This is a genomic window from Longispora albida DSM 44784 (assembly GCF_000379825.1).
Lineage (GTDB): Bacteria > Actinomycetota > Actinomycetes > Mycobacteriales > Micromonosporaceae > Longispora > Longispora albida.
Window position 1 is genome coordinate 37,291 of sequence record NZ_KB903834.1, and the last position, 21,197, is coordinate 58,487.

Here is a 21,197-nt window from a genome sequence, read left to right on the forward strand (position 1 = left end):
GCTGTCACGCCCTCGGCACCGCGCGAAAAGCCCGCCGGGCGTACCCGGCGGGCTCTGCGGACGACGGGGCTAACCCCTGACGAACGACGTGGCTACTCGCCGATGAACTTCGGGGCGCGCTTCTCCACGAAGGCAGCCATACCCTCCACCTTGTCCTGGGTACCGAACAGGGAGGCGAACAGCTGGCTCTCCCAGTTCAGGCCGGTGGCCAGGTCGACGTCGAGGCCACCGTCGATGGCCTGCTTGGCGGCGCGCAGCGCCTGGGCCGGTCCGCCGACGTACGGCAGCACCAGGTCCAGTGCCTTCTCGAAGACCTCGGCCGCCGGTACGACGTGGTCCACCAGGCCCATCGCGTGCGCCTCAGCAGCGGTGATCATGCGGCCGGAGAAGATCAGGTCCTTGGCCTTGGCCGGGCCGATCAGCCGGGCCAGGCGCTGGGTGCCGCCGGCCCCGGGGATGACGCCCAGGTTGATCTCGGGCTGGCCGAGCTTGGCGTCCTCGGCGGCGACCCGCCAGTCGCAGGCCAGGGCCAGCTCGCAGCCGCCACCGAGCGCGTAGCCGGTGATCGCGGCGACGACCGGCTTCGGGATCTTCGCGATGGCGTCGAAGGCGCTGGACAGGTCGCGGGACCTGGCCGACATCGCCGCGTAGCCCATGTCGGCCATTTCCTTGATGTCGGCGCCGGCCGCGAAGACCTTCTCCCCGCCGTAGACGATCACGGCGGCGATGTCGGTGCGGGCCGTGGCCTCGCGGGCTGCCGCGCGCAGTTCCTCCTGGACCTGCTCGTTGAGGGCGTTCATCTTCGGCCGGTCCAGCCGGATGACGCCGATCCCCTCGTTGCCCTTACTGACTTCCAGCCGCACGAACTCGCCCATGCCAGACCTCCACGCCGACGTCCCGAACGCCAGCCAGACTAGCCGGTGAAGGGTGCCGGAATCGCCAGCACCTCGGCGATCTTGTCCTTGACGAGTGCGGCGTGCGGGATCAGCTCGACCTCCTCGCCGCGCGGCTGCGGCCGGATGCCCCGGTCGCACAGCAGGTAGACGACACGCAGGGTCCGGATCGTGTTCGACACCCAGGCGGGCAGCGGGCCAGGCTTGGCCCTGGCCAGCAGGGTCTCCCGGATCGTCTCCAGCCAGGCCGTCGCGCCCTCGGCCGTCAGCTCGGCCCGGGTCAGGGCCAGGCCGATCGCGTGCCCGAGCCGGTCGTCCTCCTGGTCACGCAGGACGAACTCGGTCTCTGCCGTCAGCCGCCGGGCCGCGAGGTCCAGCATGGACTCCGGCGCGACGTTCTCGTGCCGGCCGAAGACGCCGAGCAGGTCGGCGCCGTGGGCCACCGCGTGCAGCCAGCCCAGTTCGGGATCGAAACCCCGAAGATCTTTTTCTTCCGGGTACCAGGCGGAGAAGCCCGAAACCCATTCCGGCGCGAACCCGCCGGCGCTCACCACCCCGTCGAGGACGAGCGGCGCGAAGGTCCGGGCCTGGATCTCCTCGTGGCCGAACCACCCGGCGGCCTCGTCGCCGATCCGGCTCAGGTGGTCGTTCAGCACGCCACGGTCGAGCCAGGTGAACAGCACCCGGTACGGGAAGCCGTCCCGGATCTCCGGGTCGGGATGGCGCAGGCACGGTACGAGTTCCGCGACCAGTTCGTCGAGGTCACGGCCGGCGGGTACGGCGTAGTCCGCCTCAGCGATCAGTTTCCAGTCAGTCACGCCGCACGCTAACCACACCCGCCGGCATCTCGCAGCAGGTTTTCCATGATCGTGGGACCCCTCATGCTGCCAGGGCGACGTGAGGGGTCCCACGATTCATGGGGCTACAGCGTCTCGGTGACCTTCTTCAGGCCGCGAGGGGCGTCGGGGTCCTCGCCTCGGGTCAGCGCCAGGGACAGGGCGAGCTGCTGGAGCGGGAGGATGTCGAGCAGCGGGGCGTACCGCTCGTCGACGTCCGGGGTGGACACCGTCATGCCCGCGCCGATGGTCACGACGTCGGCCCGGCGCTCGCCGAGCTTCGCCAGTACCTCGCGCATCGACTCGCCGCCCTTGCCGCTACCCGCGACAGCCAGTACCGGCACGTCCGGGTCGGCCATCGCCAGCGGCCCGTGCAGCAGGTCGGCACCGGAGAACGCCAGCCCGGCGATGTAGGAGGTCTCCATCAGCTTCAGCGCGGCCTCCCGCGCCGTCGGGTACCCGTAGCCGCGGCCGGTCGTCACGATCCGGTCGGCGAACCGGTACCGGGCGGCCAGCTCCGTCGCCGTCGGGTCGGCCAGCACGCCAGCGGCCAGGCCCGGCAGCTCCTCCAGCGCGCGGCGCTCCTCTGCCGGCAACTCCCCGCCGTTGCGGATGCCTTCGACCAGGAGAAGCAGGGCCATCAGTTCAGCCGTGTACGTCTTCGTGGCCGCGACGGCGCGCTCGTGCCCGGCGAGTACGTCCACGTGCAGCTCGGCAGCCGAGGCCAGCGCCGAAGAGGGGTTGTTCGTGACGGCCAGGGTGTGTGCGCCCTGCTCGCCGGCCACGCGCAGCACCTCGACCAGGTCCGGCGAGCCGCCGCTCTGGGAGACCCCGACGACCAGCGCGCCGTCGAGCTTGGGCCGGGCGCCGAACAGCGTGACGGCGCTCGGCGACACGAGCCCGACCGGGATGCCCAGCCGGATCTCCGTCAGGTACGCGGCGTAGAGGGCCGCGTGGTCGGACGTACCGCGCGCGGTGAACAGCACGAACTTCGGGTCCCACGCCGCGATCTGGGCCGCGGCCTGGCTGATCGGGCCGGCGCCCTCGTCCAGCAGCCGCGCGTACCCACCGGGCTGCTCTGCGATGTCGGTGGCCATGCCCACGCCGGCCTGCTGTGCGATCACTGGTACCAACCTCCAAGCGTGACGTCTCATGCTCAGTATTGCTCGAAGATGCTCACTCTGTCCAATGATCGCACCGAAATGAGCATGATCGGTGCGCAAAAGGGGGCGCGCCCCGCTCGTGGTGAGCGGAGCGCGCCCGGTGACGCTGTGAGTCCGATCAGGCCTTGGCCAGTTCCTTCTCTTCCTCGGAGCCCTGCTCGGGAGCCGGGCCGCCCGGGCCGCGCAGCGGCACGTGCTGGATGAAGAACGACAGCGCCAGCGAGATCACGGTGAACAGCACGGCCCAGCCGAACACCGTGCCGGTCGCGTCGGCCACCGCCTGCATGAAGGTGCCGAGCTCGGCCGGGCTGAGCTTGGCCAGCACCGCCGGGTCGACCTGCGTGCCGCCGCTGAGCAGCTTGCCAGCCGCCTCGCCCGGCATAGAGGACACGCCGTCCTTCAGGGTGCTCGTGAAGATCGCGCCGAAGATGGAGACACCGAACGCGCCGCCGATCGAGCGGAAGAACATCGAGGTGCTGCTCGCGACGCCCATGTCCTTCGGGCCGACGCTGTTCTGGGCGATCATGCCGACGATCTGCATGATCAGGCCCATCCCGATCCCGAGGACCAGCATGTACAGCGACGTCGTCCACTTGCTCGTGCCCACTTCGACCTGGGACAGCAGCACCATGCCGATCGTCATGACCGCCGCGCCGACCATCGGGAACAACCGGTACCTGCCGGTCTTCGAGATCGCCTGGCCCGCCGCGATCGACGCGCCCATCATGCCGGCCATCAGCGGCAGCAGGAGCAGGCCGGAGTTGGTGGCCGAGGCACCCTGCACCAGCTGCTGGTACAGCGGGAGGAACATGATCGCGCCGAACATCGCGAAGCCCTGGAGGAAGCCGATCCCGGCGGTCAGGGAGAAGTTGCGGTTGGCGAACAGGTTGAGCGGGAGCACCGGCTCGCTGGCCTTGGCCTCCACCCAGAGGAAGGCGATCAGGCCGGCCACCGCCGCGAGGCCCAGGCCGATGATCTGCGGCGAGTCCCAGGCGTACTCGGTACCGGCCCAGGTGGTGAGCAGGACCAGCGCGGCCGACACCCCGGACAGCAGCCCGATGCCCAGGTAGTCGATCCTGTGGCTGATCTTGTTGACCGGGGTGTGCAGCCGGATCGCGACCAGGACCAGGGCGATCGCGCCCAGCGGCAGGTTCACGTAGAAGCACCAGCGCCACGACACGTGGTCGGTGAAGAAGCCGCCGACCAGCGGGCCGCCCACCATCGCCAGCGCCATGACGGCCGCGAAGTAACCCTGGTACTTGCCGCGCTCGCGAGCGGGCACGAGGTCACCGATCAGCGCCATGACCCCGACCATCAGGCCGCCGGCCCCGAGCCCCTGCACCGCGCGGAACGCGATCAGCTGCGTCATGTCCTGCGCCAGGCCGGAGAGCGCCGAGCCGGCGAGGAAGATGACGATCGACGTGATGAACAGCTTCTTGCGGCCGTAGAGGTCACCGAGCTTGCCGTACAGCGGGGTGGTGATCGTCGAGGTGAGGATGTAGCTCGTCGCGACCCAGGAGAAGTGCTGCATCCCGCCGAGGTCACCCACGATCGTGGGCATCGCGGTACCGACGATGGTGTTGTCCAGCATGGCCAGGAGCATCACGAGGAGCATGGCGGGAAGCACGGCGAGTATTTCCCGCCGGCTGGCTGGTTGTGTCACGCGGAGGGCTCCGTTTACCTTCATGGCCGTTGCGGGGCGACGACTGAACCCCACTTACTTGCCGACCGGCTAGTAGACTCGAGGCCGAAGATAGCTCGCTTACTTGCCGACCGGCAAGTCGATTTGACCAAGGCGGCACACGTGGACACCCGTGAACGGATCATGGCCGAGGCGCTCGACCTTTTCGCCGAGCGCGGGTACGAGAAGACGTCACTCCGTGAGATCGCGGAGCGGCTGGACGTGTCCAAGGCCGCGGTGTACTACCACTTCAAGACCAAGGACGACATCTTCACCGGCATCCTCGACTCGCTGATGTCCAGGGTGGACGCGATCATCGCCTGGGGCCAGGAGCAGCCGCCCGGCGCCGGTACCCGCGCGGCGATCGTCCAGCGGTACACGGCGGAGATCCGCAGCAGCGTCAAGCTGATCCGGTTCCTCCAGGAGAACCAGGCCTCGCTGGCGCACCTCGACGCCGGCCAGCGGTTCAAGGCGAAGATGAAGGGCCTCGGCCAGCTGCTGGCCCCCGCCGAGTCCGGCCTGCCCGACCGGATGCGCGCCGTCGCCGCGATCATGGTCATGCACGTCGGCTGGATGTTCCGCGAGGAGCACGCGAAGTCCGACCAGGAGATCGAGGACGCGATCCTGCTGGTGGCCGGCGAGCTGACCAGCTCGGACCCCCTCGGTACCTAGAGCTCCAGCCGCCAGGCGTGCAGCTCGACCCCCGGCAGCGGCTCCCAGTCCAGCCCGGGGGTGCGGGTGAAGCCGAGGCGGGCGTAGAGGCGGCGGGCCGGGCCGGCCACGGCGTCCTCCCGGGTACACAGGACCAGGGCCGAGCAGCCCAGCTCGCGCGCCCGCTCGACGCACGCCCGGCTCAGCGCCTCCCCGACGCCCCGGCCCTGGGCCGCCGGGTCCACGGCGAGCATCCGGAACTCGGCCTCGCCCGGCTGAGCCAGCTCGGCGTACTCCTGCCCGGCGACACAGAAGGTGACCGTGCCGAGGATCGCCCCGTCGTCACCGGCCGCGACCAGCAGATCGCACTCCCGCGCCCGGGTACCCGCGTCGGCGAGCACGGTCGCGTAGCGCTCGGTCTCCGGCGTCACCTGCCCGGCCGCCCGGTACGCCGCGACGCAGACCTGCCCGGCCCGCTCGTACTCCGCCGGGACAGCTTCCCTGATCAGCACACTCGTACCCGACTCTCAGACCATGACGGCGATCAGGTCGCCCTCCTGCACGACGTCGCCCTCGTGCACCGCGACCTCCGCCACCGTACCGTCAGCCTCGGCGAGCACGGGGATCTCCATCTTCATCGACTCGAGGATCACCAGGGTGTCGCCCTCGGCCACCTTCGCGCCGGGCAGGGTCACCACTTTCCATACGTTCGCCGACATCTCTGAACGAATCTCCCCGGACATCGCCAGCCCCTTCCACAGCGGTTGAGTGCCCTCCGCCTGATCCAATCACGGATCACGGCTGCCGCATCGGCGAACGAGCGCCACTAGTAAGCTCGACGGGTTCGCAAGAGAAGTCCAAGGGAGATGACGATGGGCAAGAAGGCTCGCAAGAAGCGCGCTCGCAAGAACAGCAAGGCCAACCACGGCCGTCGTCCCAACGCCTGAGGACGAGTTCCAGACGCGAGCAGCACAAGCTTCAGGGCCGGCCCCCGTGATCGGGGACCGGCCCTTGGCTTGTCAGTACAGGAAAAAGGGGTTTACGGGCGGTCGCGCAGCTCGGCCTCGAAGGAGGGCTCGGCGGCGATCTCCTCGATCCGCAACCGGAGCCGGTCGCGGAGCTCGAGCGGGGCGGACTCCCCACCGCAGCACCTGGCGACCAGCGCCTTGACCTCCTGCTCGATGCCGAACTCCCGCAGGCAGGGCCTGCACTCGTTCAGATGCTGCTGGATCAGGCCACGGCGGCTCTCGTCGCACTCCAGGTCGAGGTAGAGATAGACCTCGGCCAGGACCTCGCGGCAGTCAGCCTCGTTCTCGTGGGAGCCGTCAGACATCACGACTCAGACCTCCTGCTTCGCAGCCGCGAAACCGCGCTCGGCGGCGTAGTTCTCCAGCAGGCCCCGCAGGCTGCGCCGGCCGCGGTGCAGCCTGGACATGACGGTGCCGATCGGGGTGCCCATGATGTCGGCGATCTCCTTGTAGGAGAAGCCTTCGACGTCGGCCAGGTAGACAGCGAGCCGGAACTCCTCCGGCAGCCGCTGCAGCGCGGTCTTCACGTCGGAGTCCGGCAGGCGCTCCAGCGCCTCGGTCTCCGCGGACTTGAGCCCCGAGGAGGTGTGCGACTCGGCCTCGGCGAGCTGCCAGTCGGTGATCTCCTCGGTCGGAGCCTGGATCGGCTGCCGCTGCCGCTTGCGGTAGGAGTTGATGTACGCGTTGGTGAGGATGCGGTACAGCCAGGCCTTCAGGTTCGTGCCCTGCTCGAACTGGTGGAAGGCAGCGAAGGCCTTCATGAAGGTCTCCTGGACCAGGTCCTCGGCGTCGGCCGGGTTGCGGGTCATCCGCAGGGCAGCCGCGTAGAGCTGGTCGAGGAAGGGCATGGCGTCCTTCTCGAAACGCGCTCTCTGTTCCCGCCGGTCCTGCCGGTCAGCCACCACCACGCCGCCATCCCCCCTGGTCCGCCTCTTCAAGGAGGATACGCCGGGGGCAGGAGGGCCGTCCGGGGTCCAATCGGGCGCGGACAGCAGGTCGTGAACCTGAGTCTTGGCCTGCTCCTGGAGCATCATCGGCACGTCGCCACCCCTCTCCCACTCCGCGGGAGGGCGGAGCTTCACAGGGGGCAACAGCCTCCTCGCCCGGGGAATTCCCTCACCCGGCACCGGTGAGCTGGCTCACCGGTGCCGGGGTCAGGCTGTGGAGGTTCCCCGCGAGGTGCCGGGTACGTCCTGTCTAACGACGGGCGAGCGCGAAGGTTTCGTCGTCCTCCCCGGCCCGCCAGGCGACGAGCATCGCCCGCCGTTCACGGGGCAGCGTGCCGCCCCAGACTCCGTTACAGTCCCCTGAGTCGAGCGCCCACGCGAGGCAGGCGCCCGACACGTCGCAGGACCCGCACAGGGCCATTGCCGCGTCCGCCTGGTCGCGCTCGGTCGGCGCGGGGAAAAACACCTCAGGGTCCACGGATCGGCAGCGTCCGTAGACCCGCCATCCGGCTTCCAGATTCCGCTGTTCGTACGCGAGCCGCAGCCGTGGATCACGACGTGCGGCGTCGACTTCATGCGGGCGTGGCATACGCGCCCGGGTCATTTACCCACCTCCCCCGTAACACCGGCCCGTATTGAAGGCCGGCGCTGTGTTCTACCGCACATATCGGCGGGAGGTAAAGAGTTTCGACGGTCATTGTTCAACAACTGAAATCACAAGAACCCACATATCCGGACAGTTCACTCGGCCACTCAGGGTTATCCGGCGGGCCGGGCTCCACAGCGCTGCGTGACCCGGCAGACTAGAACGGTGACAAAGACCCCCTGGACCGCCCCGCTCGCCACCGGGCCAATCCACGGCGCCGTCAGGCTGCCCGGATCGAAGTCCATGACAGCCCGGGCACTCGTCCTTGCAGCGACAAGCCTCGATACCTCGACTCTGCGCCGGCCGTTGCGGGCCCGCGACACCGAGCTGATGGCCACCGGGCTGCGCGCGCTCGGCGCGCAGGTCAGTACCGACGATGATGAACTGTGGACGGTCAGGCCACGCCCGCCGCGTGGCCCGGCGCACATCGATGTCGGCCTGGCCGGCACCGTGATGCGCTTCCTGCCGCCGGTGGCGGCGCTGGCCGAGGGTGACATCACCTTCGACGGCGACCCCCGGGCGCGGCAGCGTCCGCTCAAGCCACTCCTCGACGCGCTGCGCGCACTGGGAGTGAAGGTGACCGGTGACGGATTGCCGATCACCGTGCACGGTCAGGGCCGGGTGACCGGCGGAGAAGTCACCATTGACGCCTCTCAATCGAGTCAGCTCGTTTCCGGGCTGCTGCTCGCCGGGGCCGATTTCGACCAGGGCATTACCGTCCGCCATGTCGGGCCACCCGTGCCTTCGGCTCCACATTTGCGCATGACAATGGAAATGCTGCGGGCCGCAGGTGCCGGTGTCGACGATTCCGTACCGGATGTGTGGCAGGTCGAGCCGGGCAAGCTCTCCGGCCGCGCCTGGACCATCGAACCGGACCTGTCGGGCGCCGCCCCGTTCCTCGCCGCGGCCCTGGTGACCGGCGGGGAGGTAAAGGTCCTCGACTGGCCGCGCTCGACGACGCAGCCAGGCGACCAGCTCCGCATCCTGCTGGCCGCGATGGGCGGCTCGTGGACGCTGGACACCGACGGCCTGACCTTCCGGGGTACTGGCAACCTGCGGGGTCTGGACGCCGACCTCTCCCAGGTCGGGGAGCTGACCCCGGTGATCGCCGCGCTGTGCGCCCTCGCGGACGGGCCGTCGACGCTGCGCGGCATCGGCCACATCCGGACCCACGAGACCGACCGGCTCGGCGCGCTGGCCCGTGAGCTGTCCAAGGTGGGCGCCCGGGTCGACGAGACGGAGGACGGGCTGCACATCGTGCCGGGCAAGCTGCGCGGCGCCGTGTTCGAGACGTACGACGACCACCGGCTCGCGCACGCTGCCGCCGTGGTCGGGCTGCGGGTGCCGGGCGTCGAGCTGACCGACGTCGGCTGCACGTCCAAGACCATGCCGGAGTTCCCGGCGCTGTGGGCCAGCCTGCTGGGAGCAGGATCCTGAAGAAGGCACGGGAGTACGACGAGGACGATGTCCGGGTGCGGCCGGGGAAGGGTTCCCGGCCGCGTACCCGGACCCGCCCCAAGCACGCCGACGCCGAGCCGGGCCTGGTGGTCGCGGTGGACCGTGGCCGGTACACGTGTGTGGCCGGTGACCGGGAGCTGACCGCGATGCGGGCCAGGGAGCTGGGCCGCAAGTCCGTCGTGGTCGGCGACCGGGTGGCGCTGGTCGGCGACACCAGCGGGTCGGCCGGTTCGCTCGCGCGGATCGTCCGGATCGAGGAGCGGGCGTCGAAGCTGATGCGGACGGCCGACGACGACGATCCCACCGAGCGCGTCGTGGTGGCCAACGCCGACCAGCTCGTCATCGTCGCGGCGCTGGCCGATCCGCCGCCGAGGACCGGATTCATCGACAGGTGCCTGGTGGCGGCGTACGACACCGGCATCTCGCCGCTGCTCTGCCTGACCAAGTCGGACCTGGCCAAGCCGGACGAGCTGCTCGGCTACTACGCCGACCTGGAGCTCGACTGGCTGGCCATGAGCCCGGACGCCCCGCTCGACGAGCTGCTCGACCGGCTGGAGGGCAGGCTTTCCGTCCTGATCGGGCACTCGGGTGTCGGGAAGTCGACCCTGGTGAACCGGCTCGTGCCCGGCACGGATCGGGCGGTCGGCGTGGTGAGCGCGATCGGCAAGGGCAGGCACACGTCGACGAGTGCGGTGGCGCTGCCGCTGGCCAGTGGCAACGGCTGGATCATCGACACACCGGGGATCCGGTCGTTCGGGCTGGCGCACGTGTCGGCGCACAGCCTGCTGCACGGGTTCGGTGACCTGGTGGAGGGCACTCTGGACTGCCCGCCGAACTGCGAGCACGACGAGCACTCCCCCGACTGCGCGCTGACCGGGTGGGTCGCGGCCGGCAACGCCGACGCGCGCCGGCTGGCCTCGTACCGGCGGCTGCTCGCCTCGCGAGCCGGGGAGGAGCTGTCGGGGCCGGACCGGAGCTAGAGCGACTTCAGGGCGGCGTCGAGGGCTTCGGCCGCCGGTACCTCGATCTCGGGGATGACGCCGGTGCCCTCCCAGTTCGTCCCGGACACCGGGTTGATGCCCCGGGCGGTGGGCACCGTGAGTTCGAGGTGCGGGTGGAGGCGGATGCCGATCCGGGGGTGCGCGCCGCCGCCCGTGCGCTCGCCGACCAGGACGGCCCGGCCGAGCTGCTGGAGGTCGTAGGCCAGTTCCTCGCCGCCGGAGAAGGTGTCCGGGCTGGTGAGGACGCGGATCGGCTTGGTGCCGCCGAACGCCGGGCCGGGCACGTACGGCAGGGTCCAGAACTGGGTTGTGCTGTCCTGCGCCCGGTCGTAGATGTCGTTGAGGTGCACGGGCCGGCCGTCGAAGAGGTAGCTGCACACCAGCGCGACGACGCGGGGGTCTCCGCCTCGGGTACCCCGCAGGTCGAGGACCAGCGCGTCGGCGGAGGCGACCACCTGCATGGCCGCGGTGATGGCCGGGCCGGAGATCTCGATCGGGTAGAGCCGGGGGCCGAGTTCGAGCAGGGCGACGTTGCCGGGCAGCCGCTCGATCCTGGCGACCCCGTTGAGGTTGCGGGCGGCGTCGCGGGCGTTCTCAGCCATCATCATCTCTGCGCTGGGCAGGTCGGGCAGCGCCTCGGCGTGGTACTTCAACCGCAGGTGCTTGTCGCCGTTGACGGACTGGAGGTCGGCCGTGACGAGGCCGCCGAGTTCTTCCGGGCCTGTGGCCGTCGCGTAGTGGCCGTCGGCGGCCCGGGTGCTGATCAGGCCGCTGAGCTGGCCGCCGAGGTCGGGGAAGACGTAGTGCTTCGCGACGAGGGCGCTGGTGTCCTGGGTGATCTTGGTGATGTCCATGTCCGGTACTAGAGCATGCTCTTGACAAAGCGTCAACATTCGCAGACACTTTAGGGGTGGACGACGACCTGAAGATCACGACTCCCGAGCAGTTCAAGGCGCTCGGGCACCCGCTCCGCCAGCGCCTGATGTTCGCGCTCGGCGAGCCAGCCACGATGGCCCAGCTCGCCGCCCGGCTCGGCGCGCAGAAGGGCAACGTGGCCCACCACCTCAAGGTGCTGCGGGAGGCCGGCATGGTCCGGGTGATCGCGACGAAGCAGGTGCGGGGCGGCACCGAGCAGTACTACCAGCGCTCCGCCCGCCGGATCGACCTCGAACCCCGGTCGATCGGCTCGACCAGCGCGCTGCTCGGCGCGGTCGCCGAGGAGATCGCCGGGGCGGCCGACGACCCGCTGCTCACCCTGCGCCACGTCCGGCTGACCGCGGCGCAGGCGGCGAAACTGCGGGCAGCGCTGGCGGAGCTGGCCGAGAACATCGAGCCGGCCGGGCCGGAAGAAGCGCGCTACGGGCTGCTGGTCAGCATGTACCAGGAAGGGATCAGTTCGTAAGGGTGTTCGGCAGGTGCGGGCCGATATATCCAATGTAGACATTGCCATCGGCCGCTACCGCGTCATGGAAGTGCATGCGCGGCGAGACCCTGCCGCTGGCCCCGATCCTGATGTGCGCACCCATGAAAACGCGGCCGCTCGGGTCGATCGTCACAGGACAGGGCAGCATTCTGTACCCGGAGAATTTCGCGCTGTGGCAAACAGTGTCCGACTCCGCGCGCACCACCTTGCGGGCGGTGATGGCCAGCGCGCCGGAAGGCGGCTCCTTGCACCACGCGTAGAAACCTCTGGTGAATGTGCCGTCCGCCTTGGCGTCCGCGTAGTCGGAAAGCGCCCGGAGCGCGTCCCAGGCACCGACAGCCCACGTCGAATACTCGTGCTGGTCGTCGAGGCTCAGCGCTTTGTGCCGGTCGCCGGTGAAGACGATCCGTGGTAGCTCGCCGATCCGGTCGAGGAGCTCGTCGAAGGACTTCGGCGGGTCGGCGTACGAGGACTCGGTGTACACCTGGTCGCCGTGCCCCGAGTCGCACAGCAGCCGTTCGAGATAGCGCACCCGGTCGGCGAGCCGGCTGCGCCGCCGCTGCTCGGCCTCCAGCTCGCCGTGCGCGTCGAAGAGGCGGCTGTCGAGATCGTCGCGCTGGTCCTTGGCCCGGTCACGCTCCCACTCCGTCTCCTTGAGCAGGTGCTCCAGGTCCAGGTACCTGACGCGCAGGCCAGCCAGCTCAGCCTCCGGCGAGCGGGACTCCGGCGACGTGCGCTGGCGGGCGAAGGTCACCTTGGCCAGGGCGCCGGGGCGCGGCCGGTTCGCCGCGAGCTGCCGGGGCAGCAGCCCGAGTACCTGCCGGGCGCGGGCCGGATCAGCCTCGATACGCCGGCCGGACAGCACCCGGTGGCGGAGCGCGTCGTCGGCGACGGCCGGGTCGGTCTCCGCCAGGTACGTCCGGACGGCGCCGGGGCCGACGTGGTGCGGGCCGTCACCCATGCCGCCGTTGAACTCGGTGAGCGCCGTGGGGTCCAGAATGTACACACTCGCCAGGCCCGGCAGGTCGGCCGTCAGCCTGGCCACCTCGTGCCGCCAGTCGTCGAACGGGCGGCACTGGTGCGGGGCCGCGACCACGACTGGCAGCCGCCGGTCCGGCGCGCAGACGAGTTCGAGCAGATTCTCCACGCGGTCCGGCCGGATCAGCTCCGGTTCCGGCCGGAGCACAGCCTCGTCGTCATAAGCGTCGAACTCTTCGAGCAACAGGCGCGCGAGCCGGGGAACAGCGGCCCGCTGAGGCTCGTAACCAGGAAAGGGAACGTGCTCGACGTCGAGGGAAATCCAGCTTCTCGACGGGCTTTCCTCATGCACGGTGAGTGTCGTCAGCCAGGTGCCGATCGCCGTTCTTTCCCGCAATTGCCAGCCACGCGTCCCCGTCATGCTCACGTAGCGCATATGGGCGTCCGGCGCGAGGTCCTGCTGCTCATTCTCGTATGCCGCTATGTCGTACCGCTTGCCGCGCAGCCATTTGCACAGCTCCTGCTCCGTGCGCTCGTGCGCTTCGCGGAATGGAAGGCCGGTATGGAACGCCGTCCGGTAAGGCAAGCCAGCGACCATCGCTCAACCTCCCATCGACTTCCGTCAAAGATAACGGCGCGAGATAGTCCACAGCCCCACCGACACTCAGATCAGATAGGTTTTCGCCATGACCCGCTACACGGACGACCTCGGGCTGGCCCACCTCCTCGCCGACACAGCCGACGCCATCTCCCTCTCCCGCTTCCGTGCGCTCGATCTGCGGGTCGACGCCAAGCCGGACCTGTCGCCCGTCACCGACGCCGACACCGCCGTCGAGAAGGCCGTCCGCTCCACGCTGGCCCGCAGCCGCCCGCGCGACGGCGTGCTGGGCGAGGAGTTCGGGAGCACCCCGGCAGCGGCTGGCCCGGGTAACCGGCAGTGGGTGATCGACCCGATCGACGGCACGAAGAACTTCGTCCGTGGCGTGCCGATCTGGGCGACGCTGATCTCGCTGCTGGAGGGCGGCGAGCCGGTGCTCGGGCTGGTCTCGGCCCCGGCACTCGGCCGCCGGTGGTGGGCGGCACGCGGGCACGGCGCCTTCGCGGGCAAGCACGCGTCGAACGCCACCCGGATCCACGTCTCCGAGGTCGGCAAGCTCTCCGACGCCTCCTTCTGCTACTCCTCGCTCGGCGGCTGGGAGGAGGCCGGCAAGCTCGACGCGATGCTCGACCTGATGCGGGGCTCCTGGCGGAGCCGGGCCTACGGCGACTTCTACGGGCACATGCTGCTCGCCGAGGGCGCGGTCGACGCGATGGTCGAGGCCGAGCTGGCCCTGTGGGACATGGCGGCCCTGATCCCGATCATCACCGAGGCCGGCGGCCGGTGCACGAACCGGGCCGGCCGCCCGCTGAACCACGGCGACGGCGTGATCATGAGTAACGGGCAGCTGCACGAGGTCCTGCTCGACCACCTCGGCGACTAACACCTCGGCGAGTGACTTTGGGGTACCGGAGAGTGATCTGTGCCCGCCACCGCTGTGCACAGCGAGTGACCCAGCTATCGTGGGTCGGGTGTCTTCGGGTTGGTTTTTCCTAGCGGCGATGATCGCTGCGTACGGTGTCTCCAACCTGCTCCAGTCGATCGCGGTCAACCGGGAGCAAACCGCCGACAACCTGCACCCGAGCCTGCTGGCCAAGCTCGCGACCCAGCCCGTGTACCTGCTCGGACTGCTCTGCCAGATCGCCGGTTTCGTGCTGGCCTTCCTGGCCCGCGAGGACCTGCCGTTGTTCCTGGTCCAGGCGTGCATGACAGCCGGGCTGGGCGTGACGGCCATCCTCGGGGTGTTCGTGCTCAAATGGCGGCTTCCGAGCGCCGAGGTCGCCCTGCTGGGCCTGCTCGGCGTCGGGCTGGTCGGCCTCGTGGTCTCCGCGAAGCCCGCACCGTCCAAGGAGATCGGCTGGGTGGGCATCGCCCTGCTCGTGCTGGCCTTCGCCGGGATCGCGGTGGCCGGGGTGTTCGCCACCCGGCTCAGCGGGGTCCGCGCGTCGATAACGCTGGGTTGCCTCGCCGGGCTCAACTTCGGCGCGGCGGCCCTGGCCAGCCGTCCCCTGGCGAACGTCAGCCAGCCCGTCACCTTCCTGACCGACCCCCTGCTGTACCTGCTCATCGTCCACTCGCTGTCCGGTTCGCTGCTGCTCGCGATCGCCATGCAGCGCGGCTCGACGATGGCGGCGATCGCCGGTATGGACGCGGCGGCCGCGGTACCGGCGGCGGCGCTCGGGCTCCTCTTCCTCGGCGACCAGATCGTCCCCGGGCTGGAATGGCTGGCCGCGGCCGGCTTCTGCGCGACGCTGGTGGCTGTGCTCGCCCTGACCAGGTACTCCGAGCCGCAGCCGACGGCTGTCGTGCGGCAGGAGCAGGTCGCGGCCGAGTTGTCCTCGTAGATATCCGCAGCGCGCCCGGTACCGGGAAAGTACTTGCGGAAATGTCGTAGCCGCACGCTACCGTCAGGCGTGGCTCTGATAACCGCCCGCGGGCTCCAGAAACGGTTCGGTGACCTCACCGCCGTCAAAGGCATCGATGTGCAGGTGGAGCCGGGTGAGGCCTTCGGCTTCCTCGGCCCCAACGGCGCCGGCAAGTCCTCCACCATGAAGATGATCGGCTGCGTCTCGCCGCGCACGGCTGGCGAGCTGAGCATCCTCGGCCTCGACCCGGCGACCCACGCCGCGGAGATCAAGGCCAGGCTGGGCGTGGTGCCGCAGACCGACAACCTCGACGTCGAGCTGTCCGTCCTGGAGAACCTGACGGTGTATGCCAGGTTCTTCGGGATCAGCAGGGCCGAGGCGCGCAGACGGGCGCTGGAGCTGCTGGAGTTCGTCCAGCTCACCGAACGGGCCAATGACCGGGTCGAGCCGCTGTCCGGCGGGATGAAGCGCAGGCTGACCATCGCGCGCGCCCTGATCAACGAGCCGGAGATCGTGCTGCTCGACGAGCCGACCACCGGGCTCGACCCGCAGGCCAGGCACCTGGTCTGGGAGCGGCTGTTCCGGCTGAAGCAGCGCGGCGTGACCCTCGTGCTGACCACGCACTACATGGACGAGGCCGAGCAGCTGTGCGACCGGCTCGTCGTGATGGACGGCGGGAAGATCGTCGCGGAGGGTTCGCCGCGCGAGCTGATCGAGCGCCACTCCACCCGCGAGGTCGTCGAGCTGCGCTTCTCGCTCAACGAGATGGACGAGCTGGGCTCGATCGCGGAGAAGCTCGACGGCATCGCCCAGCGGATCGAGACCCTGCCCGACCGGCTGCTGCTCTACGCCGCCGACGGCGACGCTGCCATCGCCGAGGTGCACGCCCGTGGCGTCGTCCCCGCCTCCGTGCTGGCCAGGCGGTCCACGCTGGAGGACGTCTTCCTGCACATCACCGGCCGGACGCTGGTCGACTGATGCGGGCCTGGGCTTGCTACCACTACGAGCTGATCGGCTACAGGCGCACCTGGAAAGGGAGCGTGTTCAGCCAGTTCATCGTGCCGGTGCTGTTCATGCTCAGCATCGGGCTCGGCGTCGGTACGTATGTGGACCGGGGCGGGGCGCTCGGCGCTGTCGACTACGTGAGTTACCTGGCTCCCGGGCTGCTGGTGTCCACGGCGATGCAGCTGGCCGTCGGGGAGTCGACCTTCCCGGTCTTCAGTAACTTCGAGTGGAGCCGGTACTACTACGCGATGCAGGCCACGCCCGTGCGGGTGCGGGACGTGCTGGGCGGGCTGCTCGGGTTCCTGCTGACCAGGGTGCTGGTCGGGGCCGGGGCGTTCCTGCTGGTGATGGCGGTGTTCGGCGCGGTGCACAGCCCGTGGCTGCTCGGCACGCTGCCGGTCGCCGGGCTGGTCGGGCTGGCGTGCGCCGGGCCGGCCATCGCCTTCGCCGCGCGGGTCACGTCGGCGGCGAACTTCTCGCTGATGTTCCGCTTCGTGCTGATCCCGCTGAGCCTGTTCTCCGGGGTGTTCTTCCCGGTCGAGCGGCTGCCGGGCTGGCTGGAGCCGCTGGCGTACGTGTCGCCGCTGTGGCACGCCGTGGAGCTGTCGCGGCAGTTCGCGTTCGGCGCGTTCACGAACGCCGCGAGCTGGCACGCCGCGTACCTGCTGGTGTGGCTGGTGGCCGGCTGGTTCCTGGCGCACTCCTCGTTCACCCGACGGCTGCAGAAGTAGAGGGGCCACAATGCTCACGATGGTGGCTCAGGCCAAGCGGGCGAGCGCGCTGTTCGAGCGGAACGTCGTTGTGTACAAGCGGCTGCCGTGGAACATCGTCTCGGGCTTCTTCGAGCCGGTGCTGTACCTGTTCAGCATCGGCATCGGGGTCGGCGCCCTGGTCAGCGGCACGTTCACCGTGGACGGCGAGCCGATGTCCTACGCGCTGTTCGTCGCGCCGGCCATGATGGCCCAGTCGGCGATGAGCGGGGCGATGATCGAGTCGGCGTTCAACCTGTTCGGCAAGATGCGGTACCAGAAGCTGTACGACGCCTTCCTGGCCACGCCGGTCGGGCCGAACGAGATCGCGTGGGGCGAGCTGTCGTTCGCGCTGGCCCGTGGCGGGGCGTACTCGGCGGCGTTCCTGGTCGTGATGGCCGTGATGGACCTGACGACCTCGTGGTGGGCGGTCCTCGCGCTGCCGGGCGCGCTGCTGATCGGCCTGGCGTTCGGCGGGCTGGGCATGGCGATCGCGACCTTCCTGCGGTCCTGGCAGGACTTCGACTACGTCACCGGCATCATGTACGTGATGTTCCTCTTCTCCGGCACCTTCGCCCCGATCGCGCTGTTCCCGGCGTGGGCGCAGTGGCTCGTGCAGGTCACACCGCTGTACCACGGGGTGGAGCTGCTGCGCGGGCTGACGACCGGGCAGGTCGGGCCGGGGCTGATCGGTCACGCCGTGTACCTGGCCGCGCTGGCGGCGATCGGGCTGACGATCGCGTCGCGGCGGATGGGGAAGCTGCTGCTGAAGTAGCCGGTGAGGGCTGCCCTTCGCCCGTATTGTCAGGCTTGTGAAGCCTCAGCGCAGCGTGAAGGTGGTCATCGGCGCGCTCATGCTCGCCATGTTGCTCGCCGCTCTCGACCAGACCATCGTGTCGACAGCCCTGCCGACGATCGTCTCCGACCTCGGCGGCCTGGAGCACCTGTCGTGGGTGGTCACGGCGTACATGCTCGGGTCGACGATCGCGACGCCGCTGTGGGGGAAGCTGGGCGACCAGTACGGCCGGAAGAAGCTCTTCCTCGCCTCGATCGTGATCTTCCTGGTGGGTTCCGTGCTCTGCGGGCAGGCCGGGACGATGGGCGAGCTGATCGCCTTCCGCGGGTTGCAGGGCGTGGGCGGCGGCGGCCTGATGGCGCTGGCCGCCGCGATCGTCGGCGATGTCGTCCCACCCCGGGACCGCGGCAGGTACCAGGGCCTGTTCGGGGCGGTGTTCGGGGTGAGCAGTGTCGCCGGGCCGCTGCTCGGCGGGCTGTTCGTCGACCACCTGTCGTGGCGCTGGGTGTTCTACATCAACCTGCCGATCGGCATCCTCGCCCTGATCGTGATCGCCTCGGTGCTGCACTCGGCCGAGGTGCACACCCAGCACAAGATCGACTATCTGGGCATCGCGCTGCTGTCCGCCGCCGTGGCCTGCCTGGTGCTGATGACGAGCTGGGGCGGCACGATGTACCCCTGGGCCTCGTGGCAGATCATCGGGCTGGGCGTGCTGGCCGTCGTGCTGGCGCTGGGCTGGTACTGGTCGGCGCGCCGGGCGGCCGAGCCGGTGCTGCCGCTGAACCTGTTCGGCATCCGGATCTTCGCGCTCGGCTCGGCGATCAGTTTCGTTGTCGGCTTCGCCATGTTCGGCTCGCTGACGTTCATCCCGCTGTTCCTGCAGGTGGTGCACGGGGTGACGCCGACGATGTCCGGGGTCTACATGCTGCCGATGGTGCTGGGCATGCTGCTCACGTCGATCGGCAGCGGGCAGCTGATCAGCCGGACGGGCCGGTACCGGGTGTATCCGATCGTGGGTTCCGTGGTCACGGCGTTCGGCATGTTCCTGCTGTCCACGATGGACGAGCGGACCTCGGCCGGGGTGTACAGCCTGTACTTCTTCGTCCTCGGGGCCGGCCTGGGCCTGGTGATGCAGGTCCTGGTGATCGCGGTGCAGAACGCCGTGTCGTACCGGGACCTGGGCACCGCCACCTCCGGCGTCACGTTCTTCCGTTCGATCGGCGGCTCGTTCGGCGTCTCCGTCTTCGGGACGATCTTCGCGAGCCGGCTGGCTACCGAGTCGGCCAAGCTGGGCCTGCCCTCGGGCGGCGGCGTGGCCCCCGATCCGAGCAGGGTGCCGCCGCAGGTGATGGCCGACTTCGTCCACGCGTACTCGGCGGCCCTGCAGACCGTGTTCCAGATCGCCACGCCGATCGCGCTGATCGCCCTGGTCCTCGCCGTCATGCTCCGCGACGAACCGCTCCGCGACAGCCTCCGGGCCACCGACATGGGTGAGGGGCTGAGCGCGGCACCGACCCAGCGGACCAGCCTGGCCGAGATCGAGCGGGCGCTGTCGCAGCGGGTGGACGGTGAGCTGCGCAAGGGCTACTACCAGTGGCTGGCCACGACCTCCACGCTCGGCCTGACCCCGGCCGGCTGCTGGATCGTGTCCCGGCTGGCACAGCCGGAGTCGCCCGGGGCCTCGAAGCAAGGCGGGCGGCACGGCTCAGGGGAACGGCTCAGCTCGGAGGTACGGCTCGGCCCGATGCCGGAGCGGGAGCTGGCCGAGCTGGCGGACACCACAGTGCACGAAGGCCGGCAGCACACCGAGCCGCTGATCGCGAAGGGCATGCTGACCCGCTCGGAGGACGGGGTGCTGAGCCTGACCCCGGCCGGGGAGGACGCGGCGGAGAAGCTCTTCGCGATCCGCCGGGCCGGGCTCGTCGCGCTGCTCGGCGACTGGAAACCCGATCAGGAGCCGGACCTCGACGCCCTGCTGACCAGGATGTCCCGCGCGCTGCTCGGCGCCGACAACGACTGGCCGGGCCCCGGCACGCCGGCCCCGGGCGGGGTCAAGGCAGCACTATCAGATTGAACCGGCCTTTGAGCTGCGGCGTCAGGGTACGGAAGGCTTCGATCGTGTCGGGCTTGCCGTTGTCGTGGGCGAGGACGATGGACCCTTTCCTCGTCTGCCCGTTCACGACGCCGATGATGTGGTTGACCATCGCCGGGCCGGTGCCGTACTTGGTGCTCTCCCAGTCCCGCGTGTCGATGTCCCAGTAGATGGAGTGCATGCCGAGTTCGTGGGCGATCGCGGCGAGCGGGAAGGTGAAGTTGCCGCCGGGCGCGCGGAAGTACCGGATCGGCACGCCCGGCACCGCGTTGTGGATCGCGTCGTTGGTGCGCTGGAGGTCGGCCCGGATGTAGTCGGCGCCGCGCTGGGCGAGGTCGAAGAGGTGCTGCCAGGAGTGGTTGCACAGCGCGTGGCCCTCGGCGGCGATCCGCCGTACCAGGTCGGGATGGTCGCGCGCCCGGAACCCGACGACGCAGAAGGTCGCCTTGACGTCGTGCTGCTTGAGGATGTCGAGCAGCCGGGGCGTGTTCACCGGGTCCGGCCCGTCGTCGAAGGTGAGCGCCACGGCCTCGCTGCCGGTGAACTTCACCGACCCGCCGGGCCCGGTACCCCCGCCGGGCGGCGGGCCGGCCTGCGTCGGCCTGACCGGCGGCCGGGTGCCCGGCGGGGTGGCGGCCGGCGAGGACGGTGAGCTGGTGGCGGGTGCGGGCGCCGAGGTCGCTGGCGGGGACGGCCAGCCGGAGGTCACAGCAGGTCCGCCCCAGATCGCGACCGGTACCGGTTCGCTGCCGATCCGGCTGCCTGTCCACAGTGCCGCGAGCATGACGAGGGCGGTGACAGCTGCGGCCGCGGCGATGACGGCCGCGCGACGAGACGGCATTGGTGCTCCGGGAAGGCAGGACGAGCGGGAGGTGTGCCCAGGCTACGCCAACCACCGCCGTTCAGCGCCGGTCCGGGACGAGGGAAAACTATGACGAGCCGAGGGTCTCCGCGAGGATCGCCCGGTGGGTGACGCGCGCCGCCGCATACCGCTCGCGTCCCTCCTCAGTGACCTGGACGTAGATGCCACGCCGGTCGGAGGGGCACATGACCCGCAGCGCCAGGCCGTCGCGCTCCAGCCGGGCGACGACCCGGGACAGCGCGCTCTGGCTCAGGTGGACGCTCGTGGCCAGCTCCTGGACCCGGCGGTGGATCGCTGGCCCGCCGTCGTTCTCGGCCTCGACCAGCCGCTCCAGCACCTCGAACTCGCTCATGCCGAGCTGATGGCCGTCGTTGAGCGCCCGGTCCAGGGCACAGGAGGTCGCGTGGTAGCGCTCCAGCAGCGCGCGCCAGGTCGAGACGAGCTGAGCTTCCGTGGTCACGCCCGAGATCGTATCAGGTTGCATCGACATTTTTTGAGGTGGAACTTAATCCTGTTGCACTAGTT

24 protein-coding genes are annotated in these 21,197 nt (G+C 69.8%); 11 read left to right on the plus strand and 13 right to left on the minus strand.

Annotated elements, in window-relative coordinates:
* Positions 1 to 92: 92 nt before the first annotated feature.
* The 4 genes from A3G1_RS0120665 to A3G1_RS35900 all read right to left on the minus strand — a co-directional run bounded on the left by A3G1_RS0120665 (position 93) and on the right by A3G1_RS35900 (position 4,579).
* On the minus strand, positions 93 to 875 hold the full coding sequence (locus tag A3G1_RS0120665; protein WP_018351391.1) for an enoyl-CoA hydratase/isomerase family protein: 783 nt from the start codon (positions 873 to 875) through the stop codon (positions 93 to 95).
* A 38-nt stretch (positions 876 to 913) separates the two neighbouring features.
* Entirely contained in the window at positions 914 to 1,711 is a 798-nt protein-coding gene (locus A3G1_RS0120670; RefSeq protein ID WP_018351392.1) for a DUF2785 domain-containing protein, read from the minus strand.
* A gap of 104 nt (positions 1,712 to 1,815) precedes the next feature.
* Positions 1,816 to 2,826 (minus strand): SIS domain-containing protein, encoded by a 1,011-nt coding sequence (locus A3G1_RS0120675; RefSeq protein WP_026212336.1) that lies wholly within the window; start codon positions 2,824 to 2,826, stop codon positions 1,816 to 1,818.
* A gap of 184 nt (positions 2,827 to 3,010) precedes the next feature.
* Positions 3,011 to 4,579: an MDR family MFS transporter gene (locus tag A3G1_RS35900; RefSeq protein WP_157641255.1), complete on the minus strand. Its 1,569-nt coding sequence runs from the start codon at positions 4,577 to 4,579 to the stop codon at positions 3,011 to 3,013.
* Between the two features lie 117 nt (positions 4,580 to 4,696).
* On the opposite strand from A3G1_RS35900, the gene A3G1_RS0120685 reads away from it, so the two are divergent.
* Positions 4,697 to 5,245 (plus strand): TetR/AcrR family transcriptional regulator, encoded by a 549-nt coding sequence (locus A3G1_RS0120685; RefSeq protein WP_018351395.1) that lies wholly within the window; start codon positions 4,697 to 4,699, stop codon positions 5,243 to 5,245.
* On the opposite strand, the gene A3G1_RS0120690 is transcribed toward A3G1_RS0120685, so the two are convergent.
* On the minus strand, positions 5,242 to 5,736 hold the full coding sequence (locus A3G1_RS0120690; protein ID WP_018351396.1) for a GNAT family N-acetyltransferase: 495 nt from the start codon (positions 5,734 to 5,736) through the stop codon (positions 5,242 to 5,244). The two genes, A3G1_RS0120685 and A3G1_RS0120690, sit on opposite strands and share 4 nt — an antisense overlap.
* A 15-nt stretch (positions 5,737 to 5,751) precedes the next feature.
* Complete coding sequence (locus A3G1_RS0120695) at positions 5,752 to 5,973, minus strand: biotin/lipoyl-binding carrier protein (protein WP_026212338.1); 222 nt, start codon at positions 5,971 to 5,973, stop codon at positions 5,752 to 5,754.
* Positions 5,974 to 6,096: 123 nt separating this feature from the next.
* On the opposite strand from A3G1_RS0120695, the gene A3G1_RS42335 reads away from it, so the two are divergent.
* The gene (locus A3G1_RS42335) at positions 6,097 to 6,171 is read left to right on the plus strand and encodes a 50S ribosomal protein bL37 (RefSeq protein ID WP_157641297.1); all 75 of its coding nucleotides are present in this window, start codon (positions 6,097 to 6,099) and stop codon (positions 6,169 to 6,171) included.
* Between the two features lie 92 nt (positions 6,172 to 6,263).
* Here A3G1_RS42335 and rsrA read toward each other — a convergent pair whose 3' ends face one another.
* The 3 genes from rsrA to A3G1_RS35905 form a co-directional block, all read right to left on the minus strand.
* A complete protein-coding gene (gene rsrA / locus A3G1_RS0120700; protein ID WP_018351398.1) occupies positions 6,264 to 6,557 on the minus strand; it encodes a mycothiol system anti-sigma-R factor in 294 nt (97 codons plus the stop codon).
* A 6-nt stretch (positions 6,558 to 6,563) separates the two neighbouring features.
* On the minus strand, positions 6,564 to 7,286 hold the full coding sequence (locus A3G1_RS0120705) for a sigma-70 family RNA polymerase sigma factor (RefSeq protein WP_083937047.1): 723 nt from the start codon (positions 7,284 to 7,286) through the stop codon (positions 6,564 to 6,566).
* Between the two features lie 163 nt (positions 7,287 to 7,449).
* On the minus strand, positions 7,450 to 7,803 hold the full coding sequence (locus tag A3G1_RS35905) for a WhiB family transcriptional regulator (RefSeq protein ID WP_051110605.1): 354 nt from the start codon (positions 7,801 to 7,803) through the stop codon (positions 7,450 to 7,452).
* A gap of 186 nt (positions 7,804 to 7,989) precedes the next feature.
* Between A3G1_RS35905 and aroA the strand changes: the two genes are divergently transcribed.
* Together aroA and rsgA are read left to right on the plus strand one after the other, a co-directional pair.
* Positions 7,990 to 9,282: a 3-phosphoshikimate 1-carboxyvinyltransferase gene (gene aroA / locus A3G1_RS0120715; RefSeq protein ID WP_026212339.1), complete on the plus strand. Its 1,293-nt coding sequence runs from the start codon at positions 7,990 to 7,992 to the stop codon at positions 9,280 to 9,282.
* 35 nt (positions 9,283 to 9,317) lie between these two features.
* Positions 9,318 to 10,283 (plus strand): ribosome small subunit-dependent GTPase A, encoded by a 966-nt coding sequence (rsgA, locus tag A3G1_RS0120720; protein WP_245563574.1) that lies wholly within the window; start codon positions 9,318 to 9,320, stop codon positions 10,281 to 10,283.
* On the opposite strand, the gene A3G1_RS0120725 is transcribed toward rsgA, so the two are convergent.
* The gene (locus A3G1_RS0120725; RefSeq protein ID WP_018351403.1) at positions 10,280 to 11,158 is read right to left on the minus strand and encodes a S41 family peptidase; all 879 of its coding nucleotides are present in this window, start codon (positions 11,156 to 11,158) and stop codon (positions 10,280 to 10,282) included. The genes rsgA and A3G1_RS0120725 overlap by 4 nt on opposite strands.
* Positions 11,159 to 11,214: 56 nt before the next feature.
* Here A3G1_RS0120725 and A3G1_RS0120730 point away from each other — a divergent pair, with 56 nt between their 5' ends.
* Positions 11,215 to 11,706, plus strand: a complete 492-nt coding sequence (locus A3G1_RS0120730; RefSeq protein ID WP_018351404.1) for an ArsR/SmtB family transcription factor — start codon at positions 11,215 to 11,217, stop codon at positions 11,704 to 11,706.
* Here the strand turns inward: A3G1_RS0120730 and A3G1_RS38810 are convergent.
* On the minus strand, positions 11,696 to 13,303 hold the full coding sequence (locus A3G1_RS38810; RefSeq protein WP_157641256.1) for a hypothetical protein: 1,608 nt from the start codon (positions 13,301 to 13,303) through the stop codon (positions 11,696 to 11,698). The two genes, A3G1_RS0120730 and A3G1_RS38810, sit on opposite strands and share 11 nt — an antisense overlap.
* A gap of 88 nt (positions 13,304 to 13,391) precedes the next feature.
* Between A3G1_RS38810 and hisN the strand changes: the two genes are divergently transcribed.
* From hisN to A3G1_RS0120765, 6 genes are all read left to right on the plus strand, one after another.
* Positions 13,392 to 14,186 (plus strand): histidinol-phosphatase, encoded by a 795-nt coding sequence (hisN, locus tag A3G1_RS0120740; protein WP_018351406.1) that lies wholly within the window; start codon positions 13,392 to 13,394, stop codon positions 14,184 to 14,186.
* Between the two features lie 118 nt (positions 14,187 to 14,304).
* Positions 14,305 to 15,147: a hypothetical protein gene (locus tag A3G1_RS0120745; RefSeq protein WP_018351407.1), complete on the plus strand. Its 843-nt coding sequence runs from the start codon at positions 14,305 to 14,307 to the stop codon at positions 15,145 to 15,147.
* A 69-nt stretch (positions 15,148 to 15,216) separates the two neighbouring features.
* Positions 15,217 to 16,146: an ABC transporter ATP-binding protein gene (locus A3G1_RS0120750; protein ID WP_018351408.1), complete on the plus strand. Its 930-nt coding sequence runs from the start codon at positions 15,217 to 15,219 to the stop codon at positions 16,144 to 16,146.
* Positions 16,146 to 16,904 carry an ABC transporter permease gene (locus A3G1_RS35915; protein ID WP_018351409.1) on the plus strand — a complete coding sequence of 253 codons (759 nt, stop codon included), beginning with the start codon at positions 16,146 to 16,148 and terminating at the stop codon, positions 16,902 to 16,904. Before A3G1_RS0120750 ends, A3G1_RS35915 begins: the two co-directional genes overlap by 1 nt.
* A 10-nt stretch (positions 16,905 to 16,914) precedes the next feature.
* Entirely contained in the window at positions 16,915 to 17,697 is a 783-nt protein-coding gene (locus A3G1_RS0120760) for an ABC transporter permease (RefSeq protein ID WP_018351410.1), read from the plus strand.
* 79 nt (positions 17,698 to 17,776) lie between these two features.
* Positions 17,777 to 19,792, plus strand: coding sequence for an MDR family MFS transporter (locus A3G1_RS0120765; RefSeq protein WP_157641301.1), 2,016 nt, complete (start codon positions 17,777 to 17,779; stop codon positions 19,790 to 19,792).
* On the opposite strand, the gene A3G1_RS0120770 is transcribed toward A3G1_RS0120765, so the two are convergent.
* Positions 19,770 to 20,651, minus strand: a complete 882-nt coding sequence (locus tag A3G1_RS0120770; RefSeq protein ID WP_018351412.1) for a polysaccharide deacetylase family protein — start codon at positions 20,649 to 20,651, stop codon at positions 19,770 to 19,772. The genes A3G1_RS0120765 and A3G1_RS0120770 overlap by 23 nt on opposite strands.
* Positions 20,652 to 20,739: 88 nt before the next feature.
* Positions 20,740 to 21,132: a MarR family winged helix-turn-helix transcriptional regulator gene (locus A3G1_RS0120775; RefSeq protein ID WP_245563549.1), complete on the minus strand. Its 393-nt coding sequence runs from the start codon at positions 21,130 to 21,132 to the stop codon at positions 20,740 to 20,742.
* Between the last annotated feature and the right edge of the window lie 65 nt (positions 21,133 to 21,197).

Coding starts and splice junctions, on each gene's coding strand:
- A3G1_RS0120665 (WP_018351391.1), bottom strand. CDS start 875: ATGGGCGAGTTCGTGCGGCTGGAAGTCAGTAAGGGCAACGAGGGGATC.
- A3G1_RS0120770 (WP_018351412.1), bottom strand. CDS start 20,651: ATGCCGTCTCGTCGCGCGGCCGTCATCGCCGCGGCCGCAGCTGTCACC.
- A3G1_RS35900 (WP_157641255.1), bottom strand. CDS start 4,579: ATGAAGGTAAACGGAGCCCTCCGCGTGACACAACCAGCCAGCCGGCGG.
- rsrA (WP_018351398.1), bottom strand. CDS start 6,557: ATGTCTGACGGCTCCCACGAGAACGAGGCTGACTGCCGCGAGGTCCTG.
- A3G1_RS0120765 (WP_157641301.1), top strand. CDS start 17,777: ATGCTCGCCATGTTGCTCGCCGCTCTCGACCAGACCATCGTGTCGACA.
- A3G1_RS0120725 (WP_018351403.1), bottom strand. CDS start 11,158: ATGGACATCACCAAGATCACCCAGGACACCAGCGCCCTCGTCGCGAAG.
- A3G1_RS35905 (WP_051110605.1), bottom strand. CDS start 7,803: ATGACCCGGGCGCGTATGCCACGCCCGCATGAAGTCGACGCCGCACGT.
- A3G1_RS0120760 (WP_018351410.1), top strand. CDS start 16,915: ATGCTCACGATGGTGGCTCAGGCCAAGCGGGCGAGCGCGCTGTTCGAG.
- A3G1_RS0120675 (WP_026212336.1), bottom strand. CDS start 2,826: ATGGCCACCGACATCGCAGAGCAGCCCGGTGGGTACGCGCGGCTGCTG.
- hisN (WP_018351406.1), top strand. CDS start 13,392: ATGACCCGCTACACGGACGACCTCGGGCTGGCCCACCTCCTCGCCGAC.
- A3G1_RS38810 (WP_157641256.1), bottom strand. CDS start 13,303: ATGGTCGCTGGCTTGCCTTACCGGACGGCGTTCCATACCGGCCTTCCA.
- A3G1_RS0120705 (WP_083937047.1), bottom strand. CDS start 7,286: ATGATGCTCCAGGAGCAGGCCAAGACTCAGGTTCACGACCTGCTGTCC.
- A3G1_RS35915 (WP_018351409.1), top strand. CDS start 16,146: ATGCGGGCCTGGGCTTGCTACCACTACGAGCTGATCGGCTACAGGCGC.
- A3G1_RS0120745 (WP_018351407.1), top strand. CDS start 14,305: ATGATCGCTGCGTACGGTGTCTCCAACCTGCTCCAGTCGATCGCGGTC.